Annotated in this window: 25 protein-coding genes and 1 pseudogene; 19 read left to right on the top strand and 7 right to left on the bottom strand. The window is 62.4% G+C overall.

Annotated elements, in window-relative coordinates:
- The first annotated feature begins 105 nt into the window (after nucleotides 1–105).
- Nucleotides 106–1,260 (top strand): alpha/beta hydrolase family protein, encoded by a 1,155-nt coding sequence (locus AC1RM7_RS05720; RefSeq protein ID WP_024920153.1) that lies wholly within the window; start codon nucleotides 106–108, stop codon nucleotides 1,258–1,260.
- Between the two features lie 3 nt (nucleotides 1,261–1,263).
- On the opposite strand, the gene AC1RM7_RS05715 is transcribed toward AC1RM7_RS05720, so the two are convergent.
- Nucleotides 1,264–1,818, bottom strand: a complete 555-nt coding sequence (locus AC1RM7_RS05715; RefSeq protein WP_006021043.1) for a MarR family transcriptional regulator — start codon at nucleotides 1,816–1,818, stop codon at nucleotides 1,264–1,266.
- Between the two features lie 323 nt (nucleotides 1,819–2,141).
- On the opposite strand from AC1RM7_RS05715, the gene AC1RM7_RS05710 reads away from it, so the two are divergent.
- Entirely contained in the window at nucleotides 2,142–3,683 is a 1,542-nt protein-coding gene (locus AC1RM7_RS05710) for a porin (RefSeq protein WP_006021042.1), read from the top strand.
- Nucleotides 3,684–4,019: 336 nt separating this feature from the next.
- Here AC1RM7_RS05710 and AC1RM7_RS05705 read toward each other — a convergent pair whose 3' ends face one another.
- Nucleotides 4,020–5,033, bottom strand: a complete 1,014-nt coding sequence (locus AC1RM7_RS05705; protein ID WP_006021041.1) for a zinc-binding alcohol dehydrogenase family protein — start codon at nucleotides 5,031–5,033, stop codon at nucleotides 4,020–4,022.
- A gap of 124 nt (nucleotides 5,034–5,157) precedes the next feature.
- Here AC1RM7_RS05705 and AC1RM7_RS05700 point away from each other — a divergent pair, with 124 nt between their 5' ends.
- The 7 genes from AC1RM7_RS05700 (at nucleotide 5,158) to AC1RM7_RS05670 (ending at nucleotide 11,847) form a co-directional block, all read left to right on the top strand.
- Complete coding sequence (locus AC1RM7_RS05700; protein WP_006021040.1) at nucleotides 5,158–5,583, top strand: winged helix-turn-helix transcriptional regulator; 426 nt, start codon at nucleotides 5,158–5,160, stop codon at nucleotides 5,581–5,583.
- 59 nt (nucleotides 5,584–5,642) lie between these two features.
- A complete protein-coding gene (locus AC1RM7_RS05695; protein ID WP_024920154.1) occupies nucleotides 5,643–7,037 on the top strand; it encodes a Do family serine endopeptidase in 1,395 nt (464 codons plus the stop codon).
- A gap of 187 nt (nucleotides 7,038–7,224) precedes the next feature.
- Entirely contained in the window at nucleotides 7,225–8,565 is a 1,341-nt protein-coding gene (locus AC1RM7_RS05690) for a replication-associated recombination protein A (protein WP_024920155.1), read from the top strand.
- A complete protein-coding gene (locus AC1RM7_RS05685; protein WP_024920156.1) occupies nucleotides 8,562–9,266 on the top strand; it encodes a tetratricopeptide repeat protein in 705 nt (234 codons plus the stop codon). The genes AC1RM7_RS05690 and AC1RM7_RS05685 overlap by 4 nt, the downstream gene beginning before the upstream one ends.
- A gap of 88 nt (nucleotides 9,267–9,354) precedes the next feature.
- Nucleotides 9,355–10,581, top strand: a complete 1,227-nt coding sequence (locus tag AC1RM7_RS05680) for an RluA family pseudouridine synthase (RefSeq protein WP_024920157.1) — start codon at nucleotides 9,355–9,357, stop codon at nucleotides 10,579–10,581.
- Between the two features lie 45 nt (nucleotides 10,582–10,626).
- On the top strand, nucleotides 10,627–11,007 hold the full coding sequence (locus tag AC1RM7_RS05675) for a hypothetical protein (protein ID WP_152544152.1): 381 nt from the start codon (nucleotides 10,627–10,629) through the stop codon (nucleotides 11,005–11,007).
- A gap of 69 nt (nucleotides 11,008–11,076) precedes the next feature.
- Nucleotides 11,077–11,847 carry an ATP12 family chaperone protein gene (locus AC1RM7_RS05670; RefSeq protein ID WP_006021034.1) on the top strand — a complete coding sequence of 257 codons (771 nt, stop codon included), beginning with the start codon at nucleotides 11,077–11,079 and terminating at the stop codon, nucleotides 11,845–11,847.
- Between the two features lie 5 nt (nucleotides 11,848–11,852).
- Here AC1RM7_RS05670 and AC1RM7_RS05665 read toward each other — a convergent pair whose 3' ends face one another.
- A complete protein-coding gene (locus AC1RM7_RS05665; protein ID WP_024920159.1) occupies nucleotides 11,853–12,473 on the bottom strand; it encodes a cysteine hydrolase family protein in 621 nt (206 codons plus the stop codon).
- 102 nt (nucleotides 12,474–12,575) lie between these two features.
- Here AC1RM7_RS05665 and AC1RM7_RS05660 point away from each other — a divergent pair, with 102 nt between their 5' ends.
- From AC1RM7_RS05660 to AC1RM7_RS05640, 5 genes are all read left to right on the top strand, one after another.
- Complete coding sequence (locus AC1RM7_RS05660; RefSeq protein ID WP_024920160.1) at nucleotides 12,576–13,226, top strand: TetR/AcrR family transcriptional regulator; 651 nt, start codon at nucleotides 12,576–12,578, stop codon at nucleotides 13,224–13,226.
- Nucleotides 13,227–13,277: 51 nt separating this feature from the next.
- Nucleotides 13,278–14,891 carry a flagellar hook-length control protein FliK gene (fliK, locus tag AC1RM7_RS05655; protein ID WP_024920161.1) on the top strand — a complete coding sequence of 538 codons (1,614 nt, stop codon included), beginning with the start codon at nucleotides 13,278–13,280 and terminating at the stop codon, nucleotides 14,889–14,891.
- On the top strand, nucleotides 14,888–15,154 hold the full coding sequence (locus tag AC1RM7_RS05650) for an EscU/YscU/HrcU family type III secretion system export apparatus switch protein (protein ID WP_006021030.1): 267 nt from the start codon (nucleotides 14,888–14,890) through the stop codon (nucleotides 15,152–15,154). The genes fliK and AC1RM7_RS05650 overlap by 4 nt, the downstream gene beginning before the upstream one ends.
- 155 nt (nucleotides 15,155–15,309) lie before the next feature.
- A complete protein-coding gene (blaOXA, locus tag AC1RM7_RS05645; protein WP_024920162.1) occupies nucleotides 15,310–16,143 on the top strand; it encodes a class D beta-lactamase in 834 nt (277 codons plus the stop codon).
- 82 nt (nucleotides 16,144–16,225) lie between these two features.
- Nucleotides 16,226–16,627 carry a nuclear transport factor 2 family protein gene (locus tag AC1RM7_RS05640; protein ID WP_024920163.1) on the top strand — a complete coding sequence of 134 codons (402 nt, stop codon included), beginning with the start codon at nucleotides 16,226–16,228 and terminating at the stop codon, nucleotides 16,625–16,627.
- Between the two features lie 166 nt (nucleotides 16,628–16,793).
- Here the strand turns inward: AC1RM7_RS05640 and AC1RM7_RS05635 are convergent, their stop codons facing one another.
- Complete coding sequence (locus AC1RM7_RS05635) at nucleotides 16,794–17,201, bottom strand: DUF4260 domain-containing protein (protein ID WP_024920164.1); 408 nt, start codon at nucleotides 17,199–17,201, stop codon at nucleotides 16,794–16,796.
- Between the two features lie 173 nt (nucleotides 17,202–17,374).
- Between AC1RM7_RS05635 and AC1RM7_RS05630 the strand changes: the two genes are divergently transcribed.
- From AC1RM7_RS05630 to AC1RM7_RS05615, 4 genes and pseudogenes are all read left to right on the top strand, one after another.
- The gene (locus tag AC1RM7_RS05630; protein WP_006021023.1) at nucleotides 17,375–18,907 is read left to right on the top strand and encodes an acyl-CoA carboxylase subunit beta; all 1,533 of its coding nucleotides are present in this window, start codon (nucleotides 17,375–17,377) and stop codon (nucleotides 18,905–18,907) included.
- Nucleotides 18,908–18,991: 84 nt separating this feature from the next.
- Nucleotides 18,992–20,155 (top strand): helix-turn-helix domain-containing protein, encoded by a 1,164-nt coding sequence (locus tag AC1RM7_RS05625; protein WP_081758764.1) that lies wholly within the window; start codon nucleotides 18,992–18,994, stop codon nucleotides 20,153–20,155.
- 12 nt (nucleotides 20,156–20,167) lie between these two features.
- A pseudogene (locus AC1RM7_RS05620) lies at nucleotides 20,168–20,475 on the top strand (hypothetical protein).
- Nucleotides 20,476–20,639: 164 nt separating this feature from the next.
- Nucleotides 20,640–21,275, top strand: coding sequence for a trimeric intracellular cation channel family protein (locus AC1RM7_RS05615; protein ID WP_024920166.1), 636 nt, complete (start codon nucleotides 20,640–20,642; stop codon nucleotides 21,273–21,275).
- A gap of 30 nt (nucleotides 21,276–21,305) precedes the next feature.
- Here the strand turns inward: AC1RM7_RS05615 and AC1RM7_RS05610 are convergent, their stop codons facing one another.
- On the bottom strand, nucleotides 21,306–21,767 hold the full coding sequence (locus AC1RM7_RS05610) for a VOC family protein (protein ID WP_024920167.1): 462 nt from the start codon (nucleotides 21,765–21,767) through the stop codon (nucleotides 21,306–21,308).
- Nucleotides 21,768–22,036: 269 nt separating this feature from the next.
- Here AC1RM7_RS05610 and AC1RM7_RS05605 point away from each other — a divergent pair, with 269 nt between their 5' ends.
- The gene (locus tag AC1RM7_RS05605) at nucleotides 22,037–22,249 is read left to right on the top strand and encodes a hypothetical protein (RefSeq protein ID WP_024920168.1); all 213 of its coding nucleotides are present in this window, start codon (nucleotides 22,037–22,039) and stop codon (nucleotides 22,247–22,249) included.
- A 47-nt stretch (nucleotides 22,250–22,296) separates the two neighbouring features.
- On the opposite strand, the gene AC1RM7_RS05600 is transcribed toward AC1RM7_RS05605, so the two are convergent.
- Together AC1RM7_RS05600 and AC1RM7_RS05595 are read right to left on the bottom strand one after the other, a co-directional pair.
- Nucleotides 22,297–22,770, bottom strand: coding sequence for a hypothetical protein (locus AC1RM7_RS05600; RefSeq protein ID WP_024920169.1), 474 nt, complete (start codon nucleotides 22,768–22,770; stop codon nucleotides 22,297–22,299).
- A 948-nt stretch (nucleotides 22,771–23,718) separates the two neighbouring features.
- Nucleotides 23,719–23,976, bottom strand: coding sequence for a GCG_CRPN prefix-to-repeats domain-containing protein (locus tag AC1RM7_RS05595; RefSeq protein WP_006021015.1), 258 nt, complete (start codon nucleotides 23,974–23,976; stop codon nucleotides 23,719–23,721).
- Between the last annotated feature and the right edge of the window lie 127 nt (nucleotides 23,977–24,103).

Here is a 24,103-nt window from a genome sequence, read left to right as displayed (position 1 = left end):
ATGCAACACGCCTGCTCGTCTTGTCCGCGGCAATTGTCGTTCTAGATCAAGCGAATACGGCCCGCCTTTCAATGATCGGCTGACTTCATCGTGTGGACGACTGTTTTGAATGACGAAACCGCCAATCTCTCGCCGTCGCGCTTCGAGCCGAACGGCTGGATGCAGTGGCCCGAAAATGAGGATTACAGTCTTCAGTTCATGCGTGTGCTGGGCTCCGCGCAAGAAGGCGGCAGCACCATCTCCGAGTGCTTCCTGACGGCGAACGGGATCACCGCCGGCGACGACGAAAGCTGGCATCGCGCATGGAACGCCATCGCCAACGTCAACAAGGCGCGCGGCAATCTTGCGTTGGAGGCGGGGAATATCCCGTCGGCGCGCAGCAACTGGCTGCGGGCATCGAATTATTACCGGACCTCGGAAGTCTTTCTGAAGCTGGATGACGTGCGGCGCGCGACCGCGCTGGAGCAGATGCGGGCCTGCGCGAATCTCGTGGTCACGCATCTGCCGTCGGGCGGCGAGCTGGTTCGCATTCCCTGTTTCCAGAACGGCTTTGTCGAAGCCTATTTTCTGCCGGCGCCCGGGTCGGATTCGCCGGCGCCCGTCGCTGTCTGTGTCGGCGGGCCGGAGCATTTCAAGGAAGAGCATCTGCTGACGCTGCTGCGGCATGCTCATTCGCGCGGACTGTCGCTGCTGCTCGCCGATCTGCCGGGGCAGGGAGGCGCGCCGAAGCTCAAGGAGATGGTGCGATACGAGGTTGAGACCGCGATCAGTTGCTGCGTGGATTATCTGATTGCGCGCGGCGACATCGACGAGCGGCGGATCGCGATTTTCGGTGACGGACTGGGCGCCGCCTATGCCTCGCGCGCGGCGGGTCTCGACGACCGGTTTGCCGCCGCCGTGTGCGATGCCGGGATCTGGGACATGCACCAGCGCGTGACGGCGGCACAATGGATGTCAGGACACGACGGGGGTGACGCGATCGGTGACGAGATTCGCAGGATGCAGCGTCATGGCGGCATCACCAGCATCAAGTGCCCGATCCTGATGACGTTCGGAGAGTTTGACTGGCTCGATACCCGTCACGCCGATGCTCTGTGCACGGCGTTGAGGGAGGAGGGCGCGGACGTGACGCTGAAGGTGTTCTCCATTGCCGAGACCGCCGTGGTGCACGGGCAATCCGACAACCCGACCATCGGCAACGAGTTTATCTTCGACTGGATATCGGCGCGCCTGCGAACGGCGCCTGCGCTCGCGGACTGACGGTCAGTTTCCTGCGGCGATCATTTGCGCGGCTTTCGCCAGGCGCTCCTTGAGCGTCGATAGCTTGTCGGTGAGATCGCGGAACGTCTGGGTCGAGAAATCCGAGAAGACGAGATTGTCGGCGACCACCTGCTGCGAATAGAGATTCGCGATCTGCTTGTGCGCCTTGTCGGTCAGCGACATCAGCACGACGCGCGCATCTTCCTTCGATGCGACGCGGCGCATGAAGCCGTGCCTTTCCAGGCTTTTTGTCTGGGTGGTCACGAACGAAGGATCGACATGAAGCTTTGTCGAAACCTCGCGGACGGAAATTCCCTTGCCTTCATCGAGATCATTGACCGCCATCAGGATCAGCCACTGCGGACAGGTGATGTCCAGCATGCGCGCCCAGTTGGAACGGATTTCTTCGAGATGCGTGTTGATCGAAATAACATCCCAGATGAACTTCCGGACCAGTGCATCGTCAGGCCCCATCGGATGCGCATCGCGCGCCGTGCCGCGCGGGCTCGCCGTGTGACGTTGAGATGAAATTTTCTTGGCGGGAAGTCTGCCGGCCATTTAATTCTGCCTTTGCGAGCGAATGCGCAAAAATATGTCAGCATTTACGCCTTTGCAATCACTGCTTGCGTCATCCCGCTGACATGATGTTGCGGGGAAAGCACACGAACGCGGCCAAATAAAAGCATGAGTAAATCAATTATTGTAATCAATTGATGCTTGCGGTCATTGTTCCTGCGTCAGCCGGAGACGTCGGGTGACTCGTTGGTGGTCCCGCCCGGAAGGCGAGGCGGCCGGCGGTAAGTGGGGGTCAAGGGGCTGATTGGGGTGGCTAGCGCCACGGGAAGCGGACCTTTCCTCAATTGAACAATTTTGGAGGTTTTATGAGCAAGATTAAGAGCCTTATCCTGGGTTCGGCGGCCGCGTTGGCTGCTGTCGCAGGAGCACAGGCGGCTGATCTTCCCGTCAAGGCGAAAGCGGTCCAGTACGTGAAGATCTGCTCCCTGTATGGAGCTGGTTTCTACTATATCCCGGGCACCGACACCTGCATCAAGCTGGGCGGCTACGCTCAGCTCGACGTCACGGTCAACGGCAGCGCCCACGGCCAGCCGGCCTGGAACAACAGCGCGAACACCGGTCAGCAGAACCGCTCGTCGGATTACTTCGTGACCCGCGCCCGTACCCAGCTGAACATCGACACCCGCACTGCCTCCGAATACGGCGTTGTCCGCACCTACTGGTCGAGCAACTTCCAGCACACCTCGGGCGACGGTCCGTCGTCGGGCGTGCTCACCATGGATCTCGGCTTCGTCCAGTTCGCCGGCTTCACCTTCGGTAAGGCGATCTCGGGCTTCCAGACTCCCTGGGGCGCAACCCCGGTTGGTCTGAACACCTCCAACCTTCTCGGCGGTTACGACAACTCCACCGGTATCACCCAGATTGCCTACACCTGGCAGTTCGGCAACGGCCTCTCGGCTCAGTTGGGCGTTGAAGACAACAAGACGATCAACCGCGCTCCGGTGTTCAACGCCAGCGGCTCCATCACCGGTGCAACCGCAGCTACGGTGGCGGGCGCTTACCTCGGCGCCGGCACGCTCGCTGCGAACCAGAACGGCACGGGCGGTCAGCACTCACCGGATTTCGTCGGTAACATTCGCCTCGACCAGGCTGCGTTCACTGCCCAGATCTCGGGTGCGGTCAACAACATCAGCGCCAACTATTACAGCACTGGTGCCGGTGCAATCGGCAACGAGCAGCTCGGTCATCCGAGCGATGCGTGGGGCTACTCGATCTCGGGCGGCCTTCAGCTGAAGCAGCTGCCGACCGGCCCTGGCGACAAGCTGTCGTTGGACTTCACCTATACCGACGGCGCTCCGAAGTACATCATCGGCGGCACCACGGGTAACACCTTCGACGCCTTCAGCGGCGAGACCAACTTCGCTGGTAGCTACCAGTCGTTCGCTTCGCTGAACCTCTACGACGGCGTCTACGGCAACGGTGGCGGCATCGAGAAGACCAAGGCTTGGGGCTTCCGCGGCGGCTACGAGCACAACTGGTCGCCAGAGTGGCAGACCAGCGTGTACGGCAGCTACACCAAGGTCGACTACAATAACAACGCTTCTGCCCTGATCTGCGGCCGCCAGCTCCAGGCGATCGGCGCGCTGACCGGTGGTGCAGCAGCCAACGGCTACACCTGCAACCCGGACTTCGCGATCTGGCAGGTCGGCACCCGTACCGCATGGACTCCGGTCAAGAACCTGACCCTGTCGGGCGAAGTGCTCTACACCACGCTGGACCAGTCGAACACCGGTTCGATCACGACCACTGGTGCAAACCTGATCGGCGGCTTCAAGCCGGCCGGCACCTACGACTACAAGGATCAGGGTATCGTGTCGGGCCAGTTCCGCGTCCGCCGCACTTGGTAATCGCGTAACGACCACTTGAACAAAGAACCCCGGCAGGAAACTGCCGGGGTTTTTCTTTGGTCTTATCCAAAAGTGGAAGTCAGCTTCCACAGCGGCGAAAATCGGTGGCACGGCGATATCGAACAAACATATCCCGCGCTGCACACGCAATCGTGAGAGCACGTATGCATTTCGATTGTTTGACTAAATAAGGTAATTGAGGCATGTTCCAGTCACAGCGCGGCGGTGACGTCGCGGCTCGATTGCGCATCAGTTTTTCTCAGAAAATCTCCCATAACCTCCGGCAATGCCCTGCCGGAGGTTTTTTATTAGGGACGCGCGATAAGTGCGAAGGCGCTACCAGCCTTCCAGCACCAGCTTGCCGGTGGAGCGTCCACCTTCCAGCAGCGCGTGGGCCTGCTTGAGATTCGCCGCGTTGATCTTGCCGAGCACCTTGTCGAGGGTGGTGCGCAGCACGCCGTTGTCGATCAGGCTGGCGACGTCATCGAGCAGCTTGTGCTGTGCGATCATGTCGTCGGTCTGGAACGATGAGCGCGTGAACATCGATTCCCAGTGCAGCGATACTGCCTTGCCCTTCAGCAGGTTGACGTTGAGCGAGGCGGGATCGTCGATCAGCCCGATCTTGCCTTGCGGCGCGACGATGTCTGCGAGCGCAGCGAAGTGCTGATCGGTATTGGTGAGTGCTGCGACCAGCGCGACCGGCGGAACTTTCAGAGCGGCGACCTGGTCTTTCATCGGCTTTGAATGATCGATCACATGATGCGCGCCGAGCTCAAGACACCACTTGCTGGATTCGGGACGTGACGCGGTGGCGACGACGGTGAGTCCGGTCAGCCGCCGCGCAAGCTGAATCAGGATCGAGCCGACGCCGCCGGCGCCGCCGATGATCAGCAGCGTGCGCGGATCGACGCTCTTGCCCGGCGCAACCCCGAGGCGATCGAACAACAGTTCCCATGCCGTGATGGACGTCAGGGGCAGGGCGGCCGCTTGGGCGAACGACAACGTCTTCGGCTTGTGGCCGACAATGCGCTCATCCACGAGATGGAATTCCGAATTGGTGCCCTGGCGCTGGATCGAGCCAGCATACCAGACCTCATCACCGGGCTTGAACAGCGACACGTCCGGTCCGACTGCATCGACGATGCCGGCGGCGTCGAAGCCGAGAATCTTGGTTTCGCCTGCGGGCGGCTCGGCGCGCTTGCGGACCTTGTAGTCCACAGGATTGGCTGAAATCGCCTTCACCGCGACGCGGATGTCACGCCCGCGCGGCTCCGGCTTGTCGGTTTCGAAATCGAACAGCGCGTCTGCCGCATCGATCGGCAGCGACTTCTTGTAACCCACAGCTTTCATTGTTCTTGCTCCATCAAGGACCATTGCGGTCTCCGAGAACCTACCTGTCGCGCCTGGGCCATATTTGCAAGTACTGTCATTTCAGGGATATAGTCACCGTTCGGATACCAATGGATATATCCCAATGAAACGACAGGATTTCGGCTGCGCTCCGGGCTGTTCGGTGGAGGTCACGCTCGATCTGATCGACGGCAAGTGGAAGGGCGTCATCCTCTATCACCTGCAGGAGGGGCGGCTGCGCTTCGGCGAACTGCGCAAGAAGCTGCCGAGGATCACCCAGCGGATGCTGACCAAGCAGCTTCGGGCCCTTGAGGAGGATGACCTGATCGTCCGCAAGGTGTATGCGGAGGTTCCGCCGCGGGTCGACTATGAGTTGTCCGAGACGGGCCAGCGGCTGCGGCCGGTGATTGATGCCCTCAAGGCGTGGGGCGATGCCAATCGCGCCCGGGTCGATGCCGCATTGGAAAACAAGGCTGCGGAAGCAAGGAAAGGCAAGGTGCAGCCGGACACCGCGAAGCGCCCGTCGAGGCTGCCGCAACCCGCTGAATAGTGATTTCTCCCGCCACCCCGGCGTGGCTGTATCTTTGGCATCAAGTTCAGGACTGTTTCATGATCGTTATCCGTGCGCTTTCCGCGCTTCTCGTCTCGTCCGTTTTGGCCGCGCCCGCGCTGGCGCAGGATCGCGTGGTTCCCCAATCGCCGGCGCAACTTCGCTTTTCCTATGCGCCGATCGTTCAGCGCGTGCAGCCGGCAGTGGTGAACGTCTACGCCGCCAAGATCGTGCAGAACCGCAACCCGCTGCTGGACGATCCGGTGTTTCGCCGTTTCTTCGGCGTGCCGGGCAATCAGCCGGAACAGATGCAGCGCTCGCTGGGCTCCGGCGTGATGGTCGACGCGGCGGGTCTCGTGGTCACCAACAATCACGTCATTGAAGGCGCCGACCAGGTGAAGGTCTCGCTGTCCGACAAGCGCGAGTTTGAAGCCGAGATCGTGCTGAAGGACAGCCGCACTGATCTGGCAGTGCTGCGCCTGAAGGACGTGAAGGAAAAATTCCCGGTGCTCGAGTTCTCGAACTCTGACGATGCGCTGGTCGGCGACGTGGTGATCGCTATCGGCAATCCGTTCGGCGTCGGACAGACGGTGACCCACGGCATCATCTCGGCGCTGGCGCGCACACAGGTCGGCATCACCGACTATCAGTTCTTCATCCAGACCGATGCGGCGATCAATCCCGGCAACTCCGGCGGTGCATTGGTGGACATGACCGGCAAGCTGGTCGGCGTCAACACCGCGATCTTCTCGCGCTCCGGCGGCTCGCAGGGCATCGGCTTTGCCATTCCGGCCAACATGGTGCGCGTGGTCGTCGCCTCGGCCAAGGGCGGCGGCAGTGCGGTGAAGCGCCCATGGCTCGGCGCGCGCCTGCAGGCTGTGACACCCGAGATCGCCGAAACGCTCGGGCTGAAGCGTCCGGCCGGCGCGCTGGTGGCGAATATCTCCGAGGGCAGTCCGTCGGCCAGAGCCGGATTGAAATTGTCCGATCTGATCGTATCCATCGATGGCCAGGTCGTCGACGATCCGAATGCGTTCGATTACCGCTTCGCGACGCGTCCGCTCGGCGGCACCGCACAGGTCGAGGTGTTGCGCGGCGGCAAGCCGGTCAAACTTTCGGTCGCGCTGGAAACTGCGCCGGACACCGGCCGCGATGAGATCGTCATCAAGGCGCGTTCGCCGTTCCAGGGTGCGAAGATCGCCAACATCTCGCCGGCGCTGGCGGACGAGCTGAAGCTCGACAGCAGCATCGAGGGCGTGGTCGTGACCGATTTGCCTGACGATGCGATCGCGACGAATGTCGGATTCAAGAAGGGCGACGTGATCGCCGTCGTGAACGGTCAGAAGATCGGCCGGACCAGGGATCTCAACAAACTCGCCACCGAAGGCTCGCGGCTCTGGCGCATCACGGTGATCCGCGGCGGCCAGCAGTTGAATGTCGTTCTCGGGGGATGATGATTATCGAGGCGCTTCTCCTGACCTCGCCCCGTTCTTACGGGGAGAGGTCGGATTGCCGTAAGCGCGTTTACGCGCGTCTTCGACCCGCTATGGCAATCCGGGTGAGGGGCTTCTGCTTGTTGCCGAGTTGCCGCTCACCCCAACCCTCTCCCTGTAAACGGGGAGAGGGAGAAGAACTTGCCCTATGAACGCGAAGCGACCGCAGCCTTCCGCAAACCTCTTCGCCGCAGCCGGCATGGAGCAGGACGCACCGCGTCCGCTGCCGGACAAGCTGCGGCCGCGGACGCTTGCCGATGTGGTCGGGCAGGATCACATCCTCGGTCCGGATGGCGCGCTCACGCGGATGCTGGAGACTCGTACGCTCGGCTCGCTGGTGTTCTGGGGGCCACCCGGCACCGGCAAGACCACGGTGGCGCGGCTGCTGGCTGATGCGACCGAGCTGGAGTTCGAGCAGATCTCCGCGGTTTTTTCCGGCGTCGCGGATTTAAAGAAGGCGTTCGATGCAGCCCGCGCCCGCCGCGAAATCGGCAAGGGCACGCTGCTGTTCGTGGATGAGGTACATCGCTTCAACCGTGCGCAGCAGGATTCGTTTCTGCCGGTGATGGAAGACGGCACGGTGGTTCTGGTCGGCGCCACCACGGAAAACCCATCCTTCGAGCTCAACGCGGCGCTCCTTTCGCGCGCGCGGGTGCTGGTGTTTCACTCGCTTGACGTTGCGGCGGTGGAGAAGCTTTACGCCCGCGCTGAAGAGGTCGAGGGCCGGAAGCTGCCGCTCGATGCGGAGGCGCGCGCGGTGTTGGTGCGGATGGCGGACGGTGACGGCCGCGCCGCGCTGACACTGGCGGAGGAAGTCTGGCGTGCCGCGCGCCGGGACGAGATTTTCAACGCCGCGCAGTTGCAGGACATTCTCCAGCGCCGCGCGCCGATCTACGACAAGTCCGCCGACGGCCATTACAACCTGATCTCGGCGCTGCATAAGTCCGTGCGCGGCTCGGATCCTGACGCCGCGCTCTATTATCTCGCGCGCATGCTGGACGCCGGCGAGGACCCGCTGTTTCTGGCCCGGCGGGTGGTGCGCATGGCAGTGGAGGACATCGGGCTGGCCGATCCGCAGGCGCTGGTGATCTGCAACGCCGCCAAGGACGCCTATGATTTCCTCGGCTCTCCCGAAGGCGAACTCGCCATCGCGCAGGCGGTGATCTATCTCGCGACCGCGCCGAAATCGAACGCGGGCTATATGGCGTACAAGGCCGCGATGCGCACGGCAAAGGAGGGCGGCTCGCTGCTGCCGCCGAAGCACATCCTCAATTCACCGACCAAGCTGATGAAGTCCGAAGGCTATGGCGGCGGCTACGAATACGACCATGACACGCCGGACGCCTTCTCGGGGCAGGATTACTTCCCGGAAGCGCTCGGCCGCCAGACGTTCTACGATCCGCCGGACCGCGGTTTCGAGCGGGAGATTCGCAAGCGGCTCGAGTACTGGGCCCAGCTGCGAAGAGAGCGAAAGGGCCGGAGCGAATGAGCGCCTTCAGCAAAACGGCTCGGACGCTCGCCGTGCTGGCCTCATTGTCATGGGCTGGCATGGCGGCCGCCCAGACGGTCGAGGTGGCGCCCGGCGTTCAGGTCACGAAGAAAACCTACTCCGCGCCGATCAACGAGCAGCCGTTCTATGGCTTTGCCGAGAAAACGCCGGAGCTGCGCGCAACCGACGAACGCTTTGTATCGGCGCTGACTCAGGCCGCCGGAACACGGCAGAGGGCGTTTGAGGAAACCACCCTGCGCGGCTGGAGGGCGCTTGGCTCCGGCAACACCGCAGAGGCTGCGCAGCGGTTTAATCAGGCGTTTCTCCTCGCTCCCGAACAGAGCGGCGTTTATCACGGCTTCGCGGCGGTGGTTCAGGTCCGCTTCAACGATCCCGCGTTCGCGGAGGAGTTGTTCAAGATTGCGCGAAAGCAGCCAAATCCGTCGAAAAATCTCAATGCCGATTACGGGCGGTTTCTTCTGATCGCCAGGCGCCCGGGCGATGCACAGCCGGTGCTCGAACAGGCCGTCATCGATGCCCCCAATTTCGGCGACGCGTGGTCCAATCTTGCCTTCGCGCGAATTCAGAATGGCGACCGCACCGGCGCGTGCGCCGCTGCGGACGAGGCCGCCAAACGGAATCCGTCAGTCAACGCGAGCCGTGATCTCGTGCTCCTTAAAAGCAATGCGCAATGCAAATGAACGATACCGAATCCCGACGTCTTGAATTTGAATGGCCGACGGCTCGCCTTATCGAGCCTGAATGCGGCCCGAGCAGGAAAGTTAAGTCATGAGCCGCCGCGCCAGAAAGCCTCTCGCGAAGAAATCCGAACGCGGCAACAAGCGCGGCGTGAAGCGCTCCACCGACAAGCGCGGGTCGGGCAAGCCGTCATTCGGCGGGCCGGATAAACGCCCCGGCAGCAAGTTTCCGCCGCGCCGCCCGGCCGCCGAGTTTTCGGCGAAGCCAATGCGCGAGCCGCGTCCCGAGCCGGTGAGGGAAGAGAAAGCGGCACCGCCGCCGTTGCCGACCAAAGTGCAGACCGTCGTCGTCACCGCCGACGAGAACAACATGCGCGTCGATCGTTTTCTCGAGCATCGTTTCCCCGGGCTGTCGTTCTCCCATATCCAGCGCATCGTCCGCAAAGGCGAGCTGCGCATCAACGGCAAGCGCGCCGACAGCAAGGACCGGCTTGAAGAAGGCCAGAGCGTGCGCATTCCGCCGCTCAAGCTCGACACGCCGAAGGTTGGCGGTGAACTGTCCGAGGCTGCGACCAAGACGCTCGAAGATCTGCGCAAGATGATTCTGTTCGAAGACGCCGACGTGATGGTGCTGAACAAGCCCGCCGGTCTCGCGGTGCAGGGCGGTTCGGGCATGACCAAGCATGTCGACCAGATGCTGGAAGCGATGCGCGACGCCAAGGGGCAGAAGCCGCGTCTGGTCCATCGTCTCGACCGCGAAACGTCCGGCTGTCTTTTGATTGCCAAGACGCGCTTTGCAGCGAGCGCATTGACTGGATCGTTCCGCCATCGTTCCGCGCGCAAGATCTACTGGGCGCTGGTGGCGGGTGTGCCGAAGCCGAAGCAGGGGCGCATCTCGACCTATCTCGCCAAGGAAGAGAGCGAGGAAGATTCCATCATGCGCGTCGCCGCCCATGGCGACGAGGGTGCGGCGCATGCGGTGACTTATTATGCCGTGGTCGAGGCCTCGGCGCAGAAGCTGGCTTGGGTGTCGCTGAAGCCGGTGACCGGGCGCACTCACCAGTTGCGCGCGCACATGGCGCATATCGATCACGCCATCGTCGGCGATCCGAAATACTTCAACAAGGAAAACTGGGAACTGCCCGGCGGTATCCAGAAGCGGCTGCATCTTCTGGCGCGGCGGATCGTGATCCCGCATCCGCGCGGCGGGTTTATCGACGTCACCGCGCCGCTGCCGCCGCATATGCTGCAATCGTGGAACCTGCTCGGCCTCGAGGCCGACCGTTTCGATCCGATCGAGAACGCTCCGGAGGAGTGATCACGCGAGGGTGATGCTCTTGCCGCTGATGTCCCGGGTAACGATATGATCGTGATGAACAGAACCGCATTCGCAATCGTGCTCACGCTGTCCGCGCCTGTGTCCGGCGTCGCGCACGCGCAGCTCTATCCGCCGGGCGGCGTCGGCGCGCAGCCTGTCATTCCGTTTCCGACCGCGCCACCGGCGCCGCCGCCGCCGCCGATCGTTGTGCCGACCGTGCCGCAGATGAATTCGCCGCCGCCGTTCGCATTGCAGAACACGACGCCGGGTGTGGTCACGCAGGACACGCCGCCGAAACCGGTGCTGAAGCGCGACCGCCGTCCGTCGTTCAGCGACCGGGTCGCGCGCTGTCTTGACGACGGCGCGGCGTGGGGGCTTAACCCCAATCAGCGCGCGGCGTATTCGCGCCAGTGTGCAAATCAATAGGGCATGACCCCGAAAAGTGGGAACCGGTTTTCGGACAAGGTCATGCCCAGAAAATCAAAAGGCTAGTGGATGCGCGAACTGTTCGACGAAGTTGCCGGCAAGTCGCCGCTCGATCCGCGCGAGGCGTCGCGCAAGTCATCGCGGACGCCGCTGCGCAAGCGCTTCTATACCAGCGCGGGCGTGGCCGAAGGGCCTGACGGTTTTACGGTGACGCTCGACGGCAAGCCGATCCGCACGCCGGGGCGCAATCCGCTGGCTGCGCCGACGCGCGAGCTCGCCGAAGTGATGGCCGCGGAGTGGGACGCCCAGACCGACAACATCGATCCGATGTCGATGCCGCTGACACGGCTGGCCAACAGCGTGATCGACGGCGTCGTAAAGGACGTCCAGACCGTGGCCGACGATGCTGCGAAGTACTTCGAGACCGATCTCTTGTTCTATCGCGCCGGTTTTCCCGACGCGCTGATCGCGCGGCAGGCTGAGCACTGGGACCCGGTGCTGCGCTGGGCCGCCGATGATCTTGGTGCGCATTTTATTCTCGCCGAGGGCGTGATCCATGTGACGCAACCGGAGACGGCGGTTGCGGCTGCGCGCAGTGCGTTGCCGAAAGACGCGTGGCCGGTCGGCGCGTTTCATATCGCGACCACGCTCACCGGCTCGGCGCTGCTGGCGCTCGCGCTCAAGCATGGCGTGCTGGATGCGGCGCAGGTCTGGGCGGCGGCGCATGTGGACGAGGACTGGAATCGGGAGAAGTGGGGCGCCGACGAGGAAGTCGACGCCCGCCGCGCCTCAAAGTTCAGGGATTTCGAGGCCGCGGCAAAGGTGCTCAGAACGCTCTGAGCAATTCATACCTTCATGGCGCCGACCAGTTCGTCCGTGGTCAGAATGGCGTGGGCATAGGTCGGACCATTGATATTCATGGCCGCATGCATCGCCTCCGGCGTGCGCGCCGCAGTTGCGTCGCGAACGAGGGTGACGTGATAGCCAAGCTCCATCCCGATGCGTCCCGTCGCCTCAAGGCATGTGTTGGCGAGCAGGCCGACAAGGATGATCTTCTCCTTGCCGCGCCGTTTGAGCTGGATATCGAGGTCCGTGTTCGGAAAGCCGCTTGATGCCCAGTGTTCGGTCGCGACAACGTCCCCCGGCTGCACCTTGAAGTCATCGTGAAATTCGCCGCCCCATGTCCCCTTGGCGAAAATCTGCCGTTCCATGCCGGAGAGCTGATAGGGGGTAGCATTTTTCCAGTTCTGAAGATCGCCCGGTTCCCAGCGATGATGCGGAACGTGGAAAACGGTGATGCCGGCCTCGCGCGACGTTTTGACGATGGTGCGCAGATTGTCGAGAAGCTTCAGTTCGGCTGCCATCGTCTTCACCATGGGCCACAGCTTGCCGCCTTCGCTGAGGAAGTCGTTGTAGAAATCGATGCACAGGAGCGCCGTGGTCTTGGGATCGTAAGACTGGGTCATCGGAGAAACCTTGCTTTTGGCCGGGGGGCGGTTAATTAGCGTATTATCAACCTCTATTATAGAAATAGAGTTCAATCAACATCTATTATCGGAAATCGCCAAATGGGTCGATCGAGCAGGCAACAGGCGGAAGAAAACCGCGAGCGGATCGTGAAGGTCGCCAGCGGGCTGTTTGCCGCCAACGGCGTCGGCGCTGTCGGTATCGCGGACGTTATGAAGGCTGCGGGAATGACGCAGGGCGGCTTCTACAAGCATTTTGAGAGCAAGGACGCGCTCGCTGCCGAGGCTTGCAGTTTTGCGTTCGCCGGTGCGGCCAGGATGTGGCGGCAGGTCGCGGAAACGGCGCAGCACGCGGGGCGCGATGCAGCCGGCGCGATCGTCACATACTATCTCGATCCCAAGCCGCCCGAAATGACATGCCCGATGGTAACTTATGCGCCGGACGCCGCGTCCGCTCCCGGTGAGCATCCGCTGAACGCCGCTTACAGCGCGGGCGTCCGCGATCTGTTCGACACCTTCTGCGAGCTTTCCGGGCCGGGATCGTCCGATGCGTCTCGGGATCACGCACGCATGCAGTTCGCGGCCATGGTGGGATCCAACATGCTGACGCGTCCGTCGCGCGGAGCGGGATGGCTCACCCGATTCAGGCAATCCATCAAAACGAACTTGAATCCCGGTGGCCAGGTCAAAGCGGGCCGGAATACAGCGCGGACCGTGGATCGCGCCCGGCAGAAACCGGAGAGGCGGAGTTAACAAAGGGTTTACGACGCTGGTCTAGCTTGGCGGCCGAACAAGGCCTCCATCATGTCGATCGCCATCAATCCCGTGTTTCCGGTCGTCGCTGCCCAGAGCGTAGCGGCGGGCGTAGCGTTGCAGCCGGGCACCGTGATCGATGCGACCGTGCTCAAGCAGCTCGACGCCAATCTGGTCCGCATTGCGATCGCGAATCTGACAATCGAAGTCCTCTCCGAAGTGCCGTTGCAGCCCGGCCAGGTGCTGCAACTGGCAGTGTCGCAGACGCCGCAGGGTGTGCGGCTTCAGATCGTGCCGGGCGAGGGTGCCGCGCTGTCGTCCGTGGCCACGGCATCAGCCGGTGCGGCGAAGGCCGATACGGTCAGCGTGCCGAAGGCCGATGTGCCGGTGCAGGCCGCAGCCGCAGGCCGCGTGCTGACCAATCTCGAAGCGCTCGCCGTGTCGGCCGCGGTGCAGGGCGCCGCCGCACGGCAGGGCAGTCTCTCGCCGCTGTTCGCAAATCTCGGTGTTGCGGCGTCGTCACCGGCACTGCCGCAAACGCTGCAACAGGCCGCCGCGCAACTGCTCGCCCAGCGCACGCCGCTCGGCGAGAATCTCACCGGCGATGCGCTCAGGACCGCGTTTCGGAATTCAGGTCTCTTCCTCGAGCAAAGCCTCGCATCATCGCAGGCTTCCAATGGTCCCGACCTCAAGGCCGCGCTGATCGTCTTCCGCCAGACCGTGGCCTCGTGGCTCGGCACCGCGCCGGGGCAGGAGGCCGCAGCGTCGCCGCAGCCGGCCAACGTGCCGCCGTCCGCAGCGCCGCCGTTGTCGCCGGAGATTGAAGCCGGTGACATCTTGTTGCCGCAGGCCGCCGCGCGCATCGCCGAGGATGCCGCAGAGCTCGACGGCAAGGTCCGCATCTACGCGCCGAACGAACCGCTGCCGACGGCGGCCAACCGCGCAGCCGCGGCCAGCGCCGGGCTCACGGCGCTCCAGGAAGTACTGCAGGCATTTCCGAAAGGCGTGCAGGACGAGGTCGCAAAGCTTCTCAATGCGGAAGCGCATGCCGGTGTGACCCGCATGCCGGGGAATGACGATGCGATCGCGCGCACGAATGTGCCGCCGCCGCCGTTCCGCGGTTCGGAAACATCCGCGCAGCCGGTCGCGCTGCCATCGCTCGCGCCCGACGATGCCCCGGCGGCTGTCGCGCATCGCCTGATCGAGGATACCGATGCCGCCTTGGCGCGGCAGACGCTGTTGCAGGCGGCCTCGTTGCCGCTGGATGTGCCCGGCGCCCGCAACGATCCGACCGCGCCGCGCTGGAATTTCGAGATTCCGTTCGCCACGGCGCAAGGCACGGCGGTGGCGCAGTTCGAGATTTCGCGCGATGGCGCAGGCAGCGAAGCCGAAGCGGCCAGCCGCGCCTGGCGGGCGCGCTTTTCACTCGACGTCGAGCCGAGTGGTCCGGTGCACGCGCTGGTGTCATTGAGCCATGGACGAACGTCGGTGCGGATGTGGGCCGAGCGGCCCGCGACGGCGGCGCAGCTTCGCATCAATGCGCCGCAACTGTCGCATGCGCTGCGCGAAGCAGCGCTGGAGCCGGGCGACATTGTGATCGGCGAGGGCGCGCCGCCGAAGTCCGCTCCGCCCCCGGCTGGGCATTTTCTGGATCGCGCGCTGTGAGCATCGATATCAAAAACCGTCTCGCGGTCGCGTTGCACTACGACAAGAAGGGTGCGCCGCGCGTCGTCGCCAAGGGCAAGGGCACGCTCGGCGAGAAGATCATCGAAATCGCCAAAGAGAACGACATTCCCATTCAGGAGAATGAAGTGCTGGCGGGCGCGCTGTCCAATGTCGAACTCGGCGACGAGATTCCAGCCGAACTTTACAAGGGCGTCGCGGAAGTCCTGATTTTCGTCATGCGGCTGACGGGACGGCTGCGCTAGATTTAGTTATCGTCATTGCGAGCGAAGCGAAGCAATCCACGCTTGAAGCTGGATTGCTTCGTCGCTTTGCTCCTCGCAATGACGAAGACTGGAACCGTCATCATTTCACCACGATGCGCCGCGCAATTAGCGCCGCCAATTCGTATGAGATGATCATGATCAATCGCCGTCATGTCTTGTCGCTTGCCGCCGCTGCGGCCGTTATCCCGGTACCTGCATTCGCCACTGGCGTGCCGCGATACGAAGTCCGCAAGAATCTGCAGAAGTATTTCACCGACGACGGCACCGTTGGCGCCTTCGCGGCGTTTCAGGCCGACGATCAGCACGTCATCGCCAGCGACAACACCCGCGCCCGCGAGGCTGTCCTTCCGGCGTCCAGCTTCAAGATTGCCAATTCCGTCATTGCGCTGGAAACCGGCGTCGTCGCCGATCCGGACAAGGACATCTTCAAGTGGGATGGCGTGACGCGGAGCATCCCCGAGTGGAACAAGGATCACACCATGCGGACCGCCATCGCGGCTTCTGTGGTGCCGGTCTATCAGCAGATCGCGCGGCGCATCGGCGCGGAGCGGATGCAGACGTATGTCGATACGTTCGAGTACGGCAACCGCAACATCGGCGGCGGCATCGATCGCTTCTGGCTGACGGGTGACCTGCGCATCTCGCCGCTGGAGCAGATCGCATTCGTGGACAAGCTGCGGCGGCGGACGCTGCCGGTGTCGAAGCGCGCGCAGGATCTGACTGCGGACATTCTGCCGGTGACGAAGGCAGGCGACAGCATCATCCGCGCCAAGACAGGCCTGATCGGCGTCGATGACAGGACAGCAGTCGAGGGTGTGAAGGCGAGCCTCGGCTGGCTGGTCGGCTGGGCCGAGAAGGGCAGTGCGCAGACCGTGTTCGCGCTCAACCTCGACATCCGCGAGGACAAGCACATCGCCAGCCGGATGAAGATCGCGCAGCAATGCCTCAGCGACATAGGAGCCATCTGACACTTTGTCCGGTTTCGCACCCGCGCGAAACCGGCTAGGCTCGTGGCAATTCAGAAGAATAAAGAGCCCAGGGAGTGAGTTGATGTCCTCTTCAGCAGCTGCGAAAATTGCGCCGACCTCGTCGTGGAAAGATCTCGCCACGCGTTACAACGCCGCGTGGAACGCCCACGACGTTGCAGCGATCATGGCGTTTCATACCGACGACACCAGCTATCAGCGCCACGGCAGCCCGAAGGTCTACAAGGGCAAGGAGTCGGTCGCCGAGCAGTTCGGCAAGGACATCTCAGGATTGCCGGGAATCAAGTTCGAGCCGGTCGCGCTCTATGGCAGCGACGATCATTTCGTCTCGGAATCGATTCTCACCGCAACGAAGCCCGACGGCACGCCGGTGACCATGGAACTGGTGGACGTCATTACGCTCCGCGACGGCAAGGTGGTGCACAAGTCGAGCTACTTCGTGCCGAGCCGCCCGCCGAAGGCGTAACGCGCGCGCGTTGCTCTTTACCTCGCCCCGTCTACGGGAGAGGGAGTGGTCGTTTCAGCCGCGATCTCTCCACCGTCATCACCGGGCTTGTCCCGGTGATCCCATTGGTGTGGCACGGTGCCCGAATAATCGGGATGGCCGGGACAAGCCCGGACATGACGGTCAGTTATCCCGCGTCCTTCCCGATCCGCCCCAGATGGGTGAACGTAAATCCCGCGTCGTATTTCAGGCCGTAGCCGAGCGCGCGGTCGATCCCGATATGCGCGCACCAGATCAGCGACAGGTGCATCGCCAGCGCCGAGGGCATGACCATGGCGAAGATGCCGATCAGCATCGGGATGATCGCCGCGTGGGCGGCGTTGTAGGCGGCGGCTCCCGCGCGCGGACCGGCGAGATAGCCCAGAAAGCTCAGGTCCGGCGCCAGCAGCAGGAGGGCGAACATCCACCACGAGCCCTCGAAATAGCTGTAAAACACCATGCAGGCGGCGGCGAGCGCCGCGCCCTCCAGCCGGAGCAGGGTGCGGACCCCGCCGGTGGCGCTGCCTGGGGCCGGGGTCGTCGTGGTCTCGGTCATGGCTTGCGAATCCCTGTAAAGGACGCCTTTTAGCACGCGCCACAGGCCAGCCAGACCCGCCATTTTCGGGGCAGCAGGGCCATTTTCTCCCGCCCAAACAGCGTGCTAGAAAGCTGCCCAACCATCCAAGAACGGCGGCGTCCGCCGCCCGTGAACACACCGGGACGAAATCCATGAAGCATATCCTCGAAGCACTCGATCAACGCCGCGCGGGCGCAAAAAAGGGCGGCGGCGACAAGCGCATCGAGGCGCAGCACGCACGCGGCAAGCTGACCGCCCGCGAGCGCATCGAGCTGCTGCTGGATAAAGGCTCGTTCGAGGAGTTCGACATGTTCGTCGAGCATCGCTCGGTCGAGTTCGGCATGGACAAGACCAAGATCCCCGGCGACGGCGTGGTCACCGGCTGGGGCACGGTGAACGGCCGCACCACCTTCGTGTTCGCCAAGGACTTCACCGTGTTCGGCGGCTCGCTGTCCGAGACCCACGCGCTGAAGATCACCAAGCTGCAGGACATGGCGCTGAAGGCGCGGGCGCCGATCATCGGCCTCTATGACGCAGGCGGCGCGCGCATCCAGGAAGGCGTCGCGGCGCTGGCCGGTTACTCCTATGTGTTCCGCCGCAACGTGATCGCCTCGGGCGTCATCCCGCAGATCAGCGTCATCATGGGCCCGTGCGCGGGCGGCGACGTCTATTCGCCGGCGATGACCGACTTCATCTTCATGGTAAAGAACACCAGCTACATGTTCGTCACCGGCCCCGACGTGGTGAAGACCGTGACCAACGAAGTGGTCACCGCGGAAGAGCTCGGCGGCGCGAGCGTCCACGCGACGAAGTCGTCGATCGCCGACGGCGCGTTCAGCGACGACGTCGAAACGCTGCTCCAGATGCGCCGGCTGCTGGACTTCCTGCCGAGCAACAACACCGACGGCGTGCCGGAGTGGCCGAGCTTCGACGACATCGAGCGCACCGAAGAGTCGCTCGACACGCTGATCCCGGCCAATCCGAACCAGCCCTACGACATCAAGGAGCTGATCCTGAAAGTGGTGGACGAGGGCGACTTCTTCGAACTCGCGGACACCTTCGCAAAAAACATCGTCACCGGTTTCGGCCGCATCGCGGGCAAGACGGTGGGCTTCGTCGCCAACCAGCCGATGGTGCTGGCGGGCGTGCTCGACAGTGACGCCTCGCGCAAGGCTGCGCGCTTCGTCCGCTTCTGCGACGCCTTCAACATTCCGATCGTCACCTTCGTGGACGTGCCGGGCTTCCTGCCGGGAACCGCGCAGGAATACGGCGGGCTGATCAAGCACGGCGCGAAGCTGCTGTTCGCCTACAGCCAGTGCACGGTGCCGCTGGTCACCGTCATCACGCGCAAGGCCTACGGCGGCGCGTTCGACGTGATGGCCTCGAAGGAGATCGGCGCGGACATGAACTACGCCTGGCCGACCGCGCAGATCGCGGTGATGGGCGCGAAGGGCGCGGTGGAGATCATCTTCCGGCAGGACATCGGCGACGCGGAAAAGATCGCCGCGCGCACCAAGGAATACGAAGACCGCTTCCTGTCACCGTTCGTCGCCGCCGAGCGCGGCTATATCGACGACGTGATCATGCCGCACTCGACCCGCAAGCGCATCGCCCGCGCGCTGGCGATGCTGAAGGACAAGCACGTCGACGTGCCGATGAAGAAGCACGATAATATTCCGTTGTAGACGGGGCAATTTTCAATTCAACAAATTTTGTTGACGCTAGATGAGGTGGGCGCATAGTACGTGAGTACTAGGAGGTGATTCGTCATGCGCGACCGCCTTACCGCTTTTGGATCTCAGTGTCGAAAATTTAGGATCCAGTATAATCTAAGCATGGGGGATCAAGCCAAAGGGCTGGGATTCTCTGTCGCGTATATTTCCGCTATTGAGCTAGGTAAGCGGAAAATTCCCGAGAACTATATATCCGATCTCGCTTACTGGATGAGTTTGTCGGCACCCGACAAAGACCTTCTTGAAAAGCTTGCGATCGGGGATCAGCGCACAATTGAGGTTCAGCCTAAGAATACTGAACAAGCGCTTCTTGCTGATGAATTTGCTAAGAGTGTGAGCCGACTTCCTGCAGAAGCAGTTAAGTTTCTTCGTGAATGCTTGTCCGTTGCGCGTTCTGCAAGATACTCGGACATGGAAGTGCGCAAACGAGCCTTACTTGCGCGGACGGTTTTCAATTTAGACGATGAAGCCACGTTTGATGTTCTACGCATTGTGGAGAGTCAGTTACATCTCGTAGATCAGAATTTCTTTCTAAAGGTCGACTCTGAAAAGCCGAGTCAGTTGGCCATCTACGCTAGTTCTGACGGCAAAAAAGTTGATCATTTTGTATGCGCGGAATTTTTTTACACTAACGCGGATCGTCAGACGCCGGACAGCAGAGCACTACTAGCGCACGAGATCGCTCACTGGATTTTGCATCCGGAAGAAAGTCACGCTTATTCGAGGCCTTTCCATCCAAGCATTGTAATTTCGAAAAGTAAGCGCATCGAATATGAGGCTGATTTATTTGCTCGCGAATTCCTTCTGCCAATAACTACCGTATCCAAGTATCAATCTCCCGAATCCTTGGCGAGAGCTACTAATGTTCCTTTGTGGATGGCGAAGCTTCGAATAAAGGAAATTGCTCGTCTGAAAGACGTGGAGCGTGAGGAGGTTATCGCATTTGCTACGGCCTTACGGAAAAGGCTGCTATCTGCCGCAGAGACAAACGTATCTATTGAGGAGACAAAGCAGTTTCCGACGTCAAAAAGTAATGTTGTCCCTTTTCCAATTCGGTCCTCGCATCAACCTGTTTCCTCTAAAAAGCGATCAAAGAAATCCCCGGCGCTTCTTCCACTTTTTGAGTATGCAGACAAACAAGCGGCAGCAAGGTTGAATCGGTCCATCGAGTGGTTTCGAGAGTTTGGTTTTCGGGAATAATTTGCCCTCTCCATGCCCCACATCTTCGTCGTCCGCGCCACTGTCCCCGATGAATCAAAACGCGCTGCGTTCGATGCGTGGTATTCGCGCGAGCATTTGCCGGATGCGGTGAAATCGTTCGGCTCAAAGCGTGCATGGCGCTACTGGCTCGCCAACGATCCCGCCGTGCATCTGGCGATGTATGAATTCCCGGGCGCATCGCTGGACGCTGCGGCGGGCGGGGAGGAGATGAAGCGGCTGATCCGCGATTCGACCGCGACTGGCCGGATGTGAAGCGCACGCGCGACATCATGGTGCAGGCGGAAAGCTGGCCTGCGTAATTCACTTTGTCATGGCCGGGCTTGTCCCGGCCATCCACGTCTTTCTCCTTCCGGCAAGTCCAGTCTGGATCCCCGCCTTCGCGGGGATGACCGGGAGCGTAGAGCGGCAGGCGTTTCGCGGCTCCCGTCCTGCGCCAGCACCGGAACTATGCTACGCCTCCATCATGGAGCCCGCAGAATCAGTTCTCTTCTTCTTCGGTCTGTTCGCCATGGTTGCCGAGGCCATGACGGCGGCGCTGGCGGCCGGGCGGCGCAAGATGGACTGGTTCGGCGTCGCGATGCTCGGATGCATCACCGCGCTCGGCGGCGGTTCGCTACGCGATGTGCTGCTCGGGCATTATCCGCTGCTCTGGGTGAAATATCCCTCGCTGCTGTTCTTGACCGGCGGCGCGGCGCTTTTGACCATCGCGCTGGCGCGCGTGGTGCATCGCTTTCACACTCTGTTTCTCGTGCTCGATGCGATCGGGCTTGTTGTCTTTACCATCATCGGCTGCAACGTGGCGCGGAGCATGGGCCATCCGGTGACCATCGTGGTGGTGGCGGGGATGATCACCGGATGCGCCGGCGGCGTGCTGCGCGATATCCTGTGCACCGAGGTGCCGCTGCTGTTCCGCAGCGAGCTTTACGCCAGTGTCTCGTTGATGACGGGCGCGATCTATGTCGCGGGCACGCATTTCGGCACCGAGCATGTCGCGGTGGTGATCGGCTCGGTCGCGTTCGGCCTGACGTTCCGCCTGCTGGCGATCCGCTACAAGTGGGAAATGCCGAAGTTCATTTACGAGCGCGAAGGGCCGCACTGAGCGTCCGGCCCGCGCCCGGTGCAGGGCCGCTTACGCCGCCTTGCTGCGCTTCCTGAGTTCTTCCTCCGCGCGCTTCTTCAGGTCGCTGGCGCTGATGTCCTCGATATGCGTGCCGACAAACCAGCTATTGCCCGCGGGATCTTTCACGCCGCCGGAGCGGTCACCGTAAAACTGGTCCATCGGCTCCATGATCGAGGTGGCGCCGGCCCTGATGGCTTTCTGGTAGGCGGCGTCCGCGTCCGGCACATACAGATAGAGCATGACCGGCGAAGCCTTGGCGTGTTCGGACGAGTCCGCGATCATGACCATCGAGTTGCCGATTTTCAGCGTGGCGTGCATCACGGTGCCGTCGGGCCGCTTGGTCATCTCGTGCAGCAGTTCGGCATCGAAGGCTTTCTTCAGAAAGCCGATCATCTTCTCCGCGCCATCGACAATGAGATACGGCGTGACGGTGTGGAAGCCTTGGGGAATGGGTTTGACCTTGGAAGCCATGAGCAAACTCCTCGTTTCGATAAAGAATGACGAGAACAATCCGCCCCCGGACATGATCCGGTGACCTGCTGCCGCGCCTGGTCATGGCGGGTTGCGCGGCGGGAGCTTCGTCCGCAATTGCGACGGGACCATGAACGGGCCGAACCGTGAGCGACTCTGCTGCGTCACAGTGGCGCGATTGAGATTAAATTGTGCCGCGCGATTTGTTCCAGGAAACTTTCAGGAAGCCTGCGCGTTTATGTGGCATGTCATCACGCAAGCCACCTCCCATGATCAATCAGCCACCTGCCGATGGCAGCAACATGCCCCGGCAGATGGTGTCGCGCGTCGAGCTGGTGGGGCCGAGGCAGCCGACGCCTTATGACAAGGCGCTGTGTGCGAAGGCGCGGGGCGATGCCCTGAAAAAACAACGCGAAGCGCTGGGCGCGTCCATGGTCATGAAAACCGGCGCGTCGCATCCCGGGCGCGGAAAGACGTCCTGAAGCCGACGCACGCCCTGCGGGGCAACGCCGATTCGATTTAAATTCTCTCAAGTTTTCCGCATGCGCGCCGTCAGACCGGCCACGATCTGTATCGTCACGCCAAGCAGCCAGCCGAACGCGAGCAATGACGATGTCGCTGTGGTTGTATCGGCGTCGGTGACGATGGAATACACCGATATGAAAGCCGTTATGGCGGCGAGAAAGGTTCCAGCCGAGCTCAGAAGCTCGACGGGGTCGGTGGACGGCGGAGGTTCGTCGGCGCGTGCGCGTGCCAGATGCAGTCTGGCGTTGCGGTGAGGGGGCACATCGATCCCGAGATAGAACCCGATTGCACCAAGAATCATCAGGGCAAGGCTCATGCTCACGGAGCCCAGCGCATCGACGCGTGCGTTCGCGACATGCGCGGCCACGAACAGGCCGCACGACGCGCCGGCCATGGACAGTCCGACGCGTTCGATGACATGAGCGACCCGGCTGGTCCGGGAACGGTATGTCCGGTGGGGGATGATGCTGTCTGCCATCTGTACCAACCACGGAACCGCGAAAGGTTCCTTCAGCATCGTGAAAAATTGGCGGGGCCTGTTTAGGACCGTCCGGCGCGGATCGGAAGATACCCATTCGATACCTCGCGGGATTGACAATTCTCGCAATTGGATTATATTCCTATTCGTCCCGCCCCGTCATGAGGGGCGTTTCGCGATCGTCACGATACGCGGGGCGGGATGCGGTGGCGCGGCAGCGTCAGGCCGGAGCGAGGGTTGCAGGGCGCAAGCCCGGATCGCGCGCACGCACCCGCAAGGGCGTGCGCAACATCCGGAGGCGTGTGAGCGATGCAAGCGACGGCAGACGAACCACGCTGTGCGCGCCGGCTCAAGTCGTGTGGTCCCGACGCCCGAAGCTGGCGTCAGTCCGGCAGAGAGCTGCTTCCAACCGGAGGCGGAAACCCTCAGCAGGGATGCGGTGACGTAGCATCGTCCGCCGGGGAGAGCACGAAGCAAGCCGGAGCCCCACCGCGTGCGGAACGCCGGATGCAAACGGCGTGACCGTGGTGACGACGCTCGTGTGCTTTCTCACTTTTGCGCACGGGGCTGCGGATGCGCTCGCGCATCCGGCGTTCCGCGCGCCCTCATTCAGGGCGAAGCGATATGAGAATTCGGGCGCCCCCGCGCCGTCATAACAACAGGGGTGATGGCGCGTGGCTGTTGGTGGCGCGGGATTTCTTTGGCGCGAATCGGGCAAGCCCCACGCGCGCAGGCTGTTTTAATCGGTGAATCTGGGATGCAGCGGATCGTCATCCTGAGGTGCGAGCGCTTGCGAGCCTCGAAGGATGACAACGACGCGAATAGTGCATCCTTCGAGGCTCGCCGCAAACGCGGCTCGCACCTCAGGATGACGCGGGCACGCGGGGACGACGAGAGAGCAAGAAAAACCCCGCCGAAGCGGGGTTTCGATAGCGCGGGGCGGAGTGCTTACCACCAGGTGCGGCAAACGCGGCGGCCGGGACCCCAGTAGCGGCACTTGCGAACGACCGGCGGACGAACGACGACGACGCCACGGTTGGCGCGGCAGCCGCCATATGGACCGCGGTGAAAGCCGGGGCCGCAACCGCCGGCGACCTGAATCACATCGGCGGAGGCGCCCGACGCGGGAGCCAGAGGCATTGCGTTGGCCGTGCCGAAACCGGCGACAGAAACGGCGAGAAGCGCTGCTGCGAACAATGTTTTCATGGGGGTCCTTCCTAGGGTGATCAAATCGCGATGCGTTTCGGAGCGGCCGGGGCTGGCCGGAGGCGCCGAAGATTATTCGCCGGCGACGGGCCGGCGGAGGGACGTTATTCGCTCGAACATTGACACA

The organism is Afipia sp. GW822-FHT03D08 (genome assembly GCF_058801645.1).
This window is presented reverse-complemented; position numbering and strand designations above follow the sequence as displayed.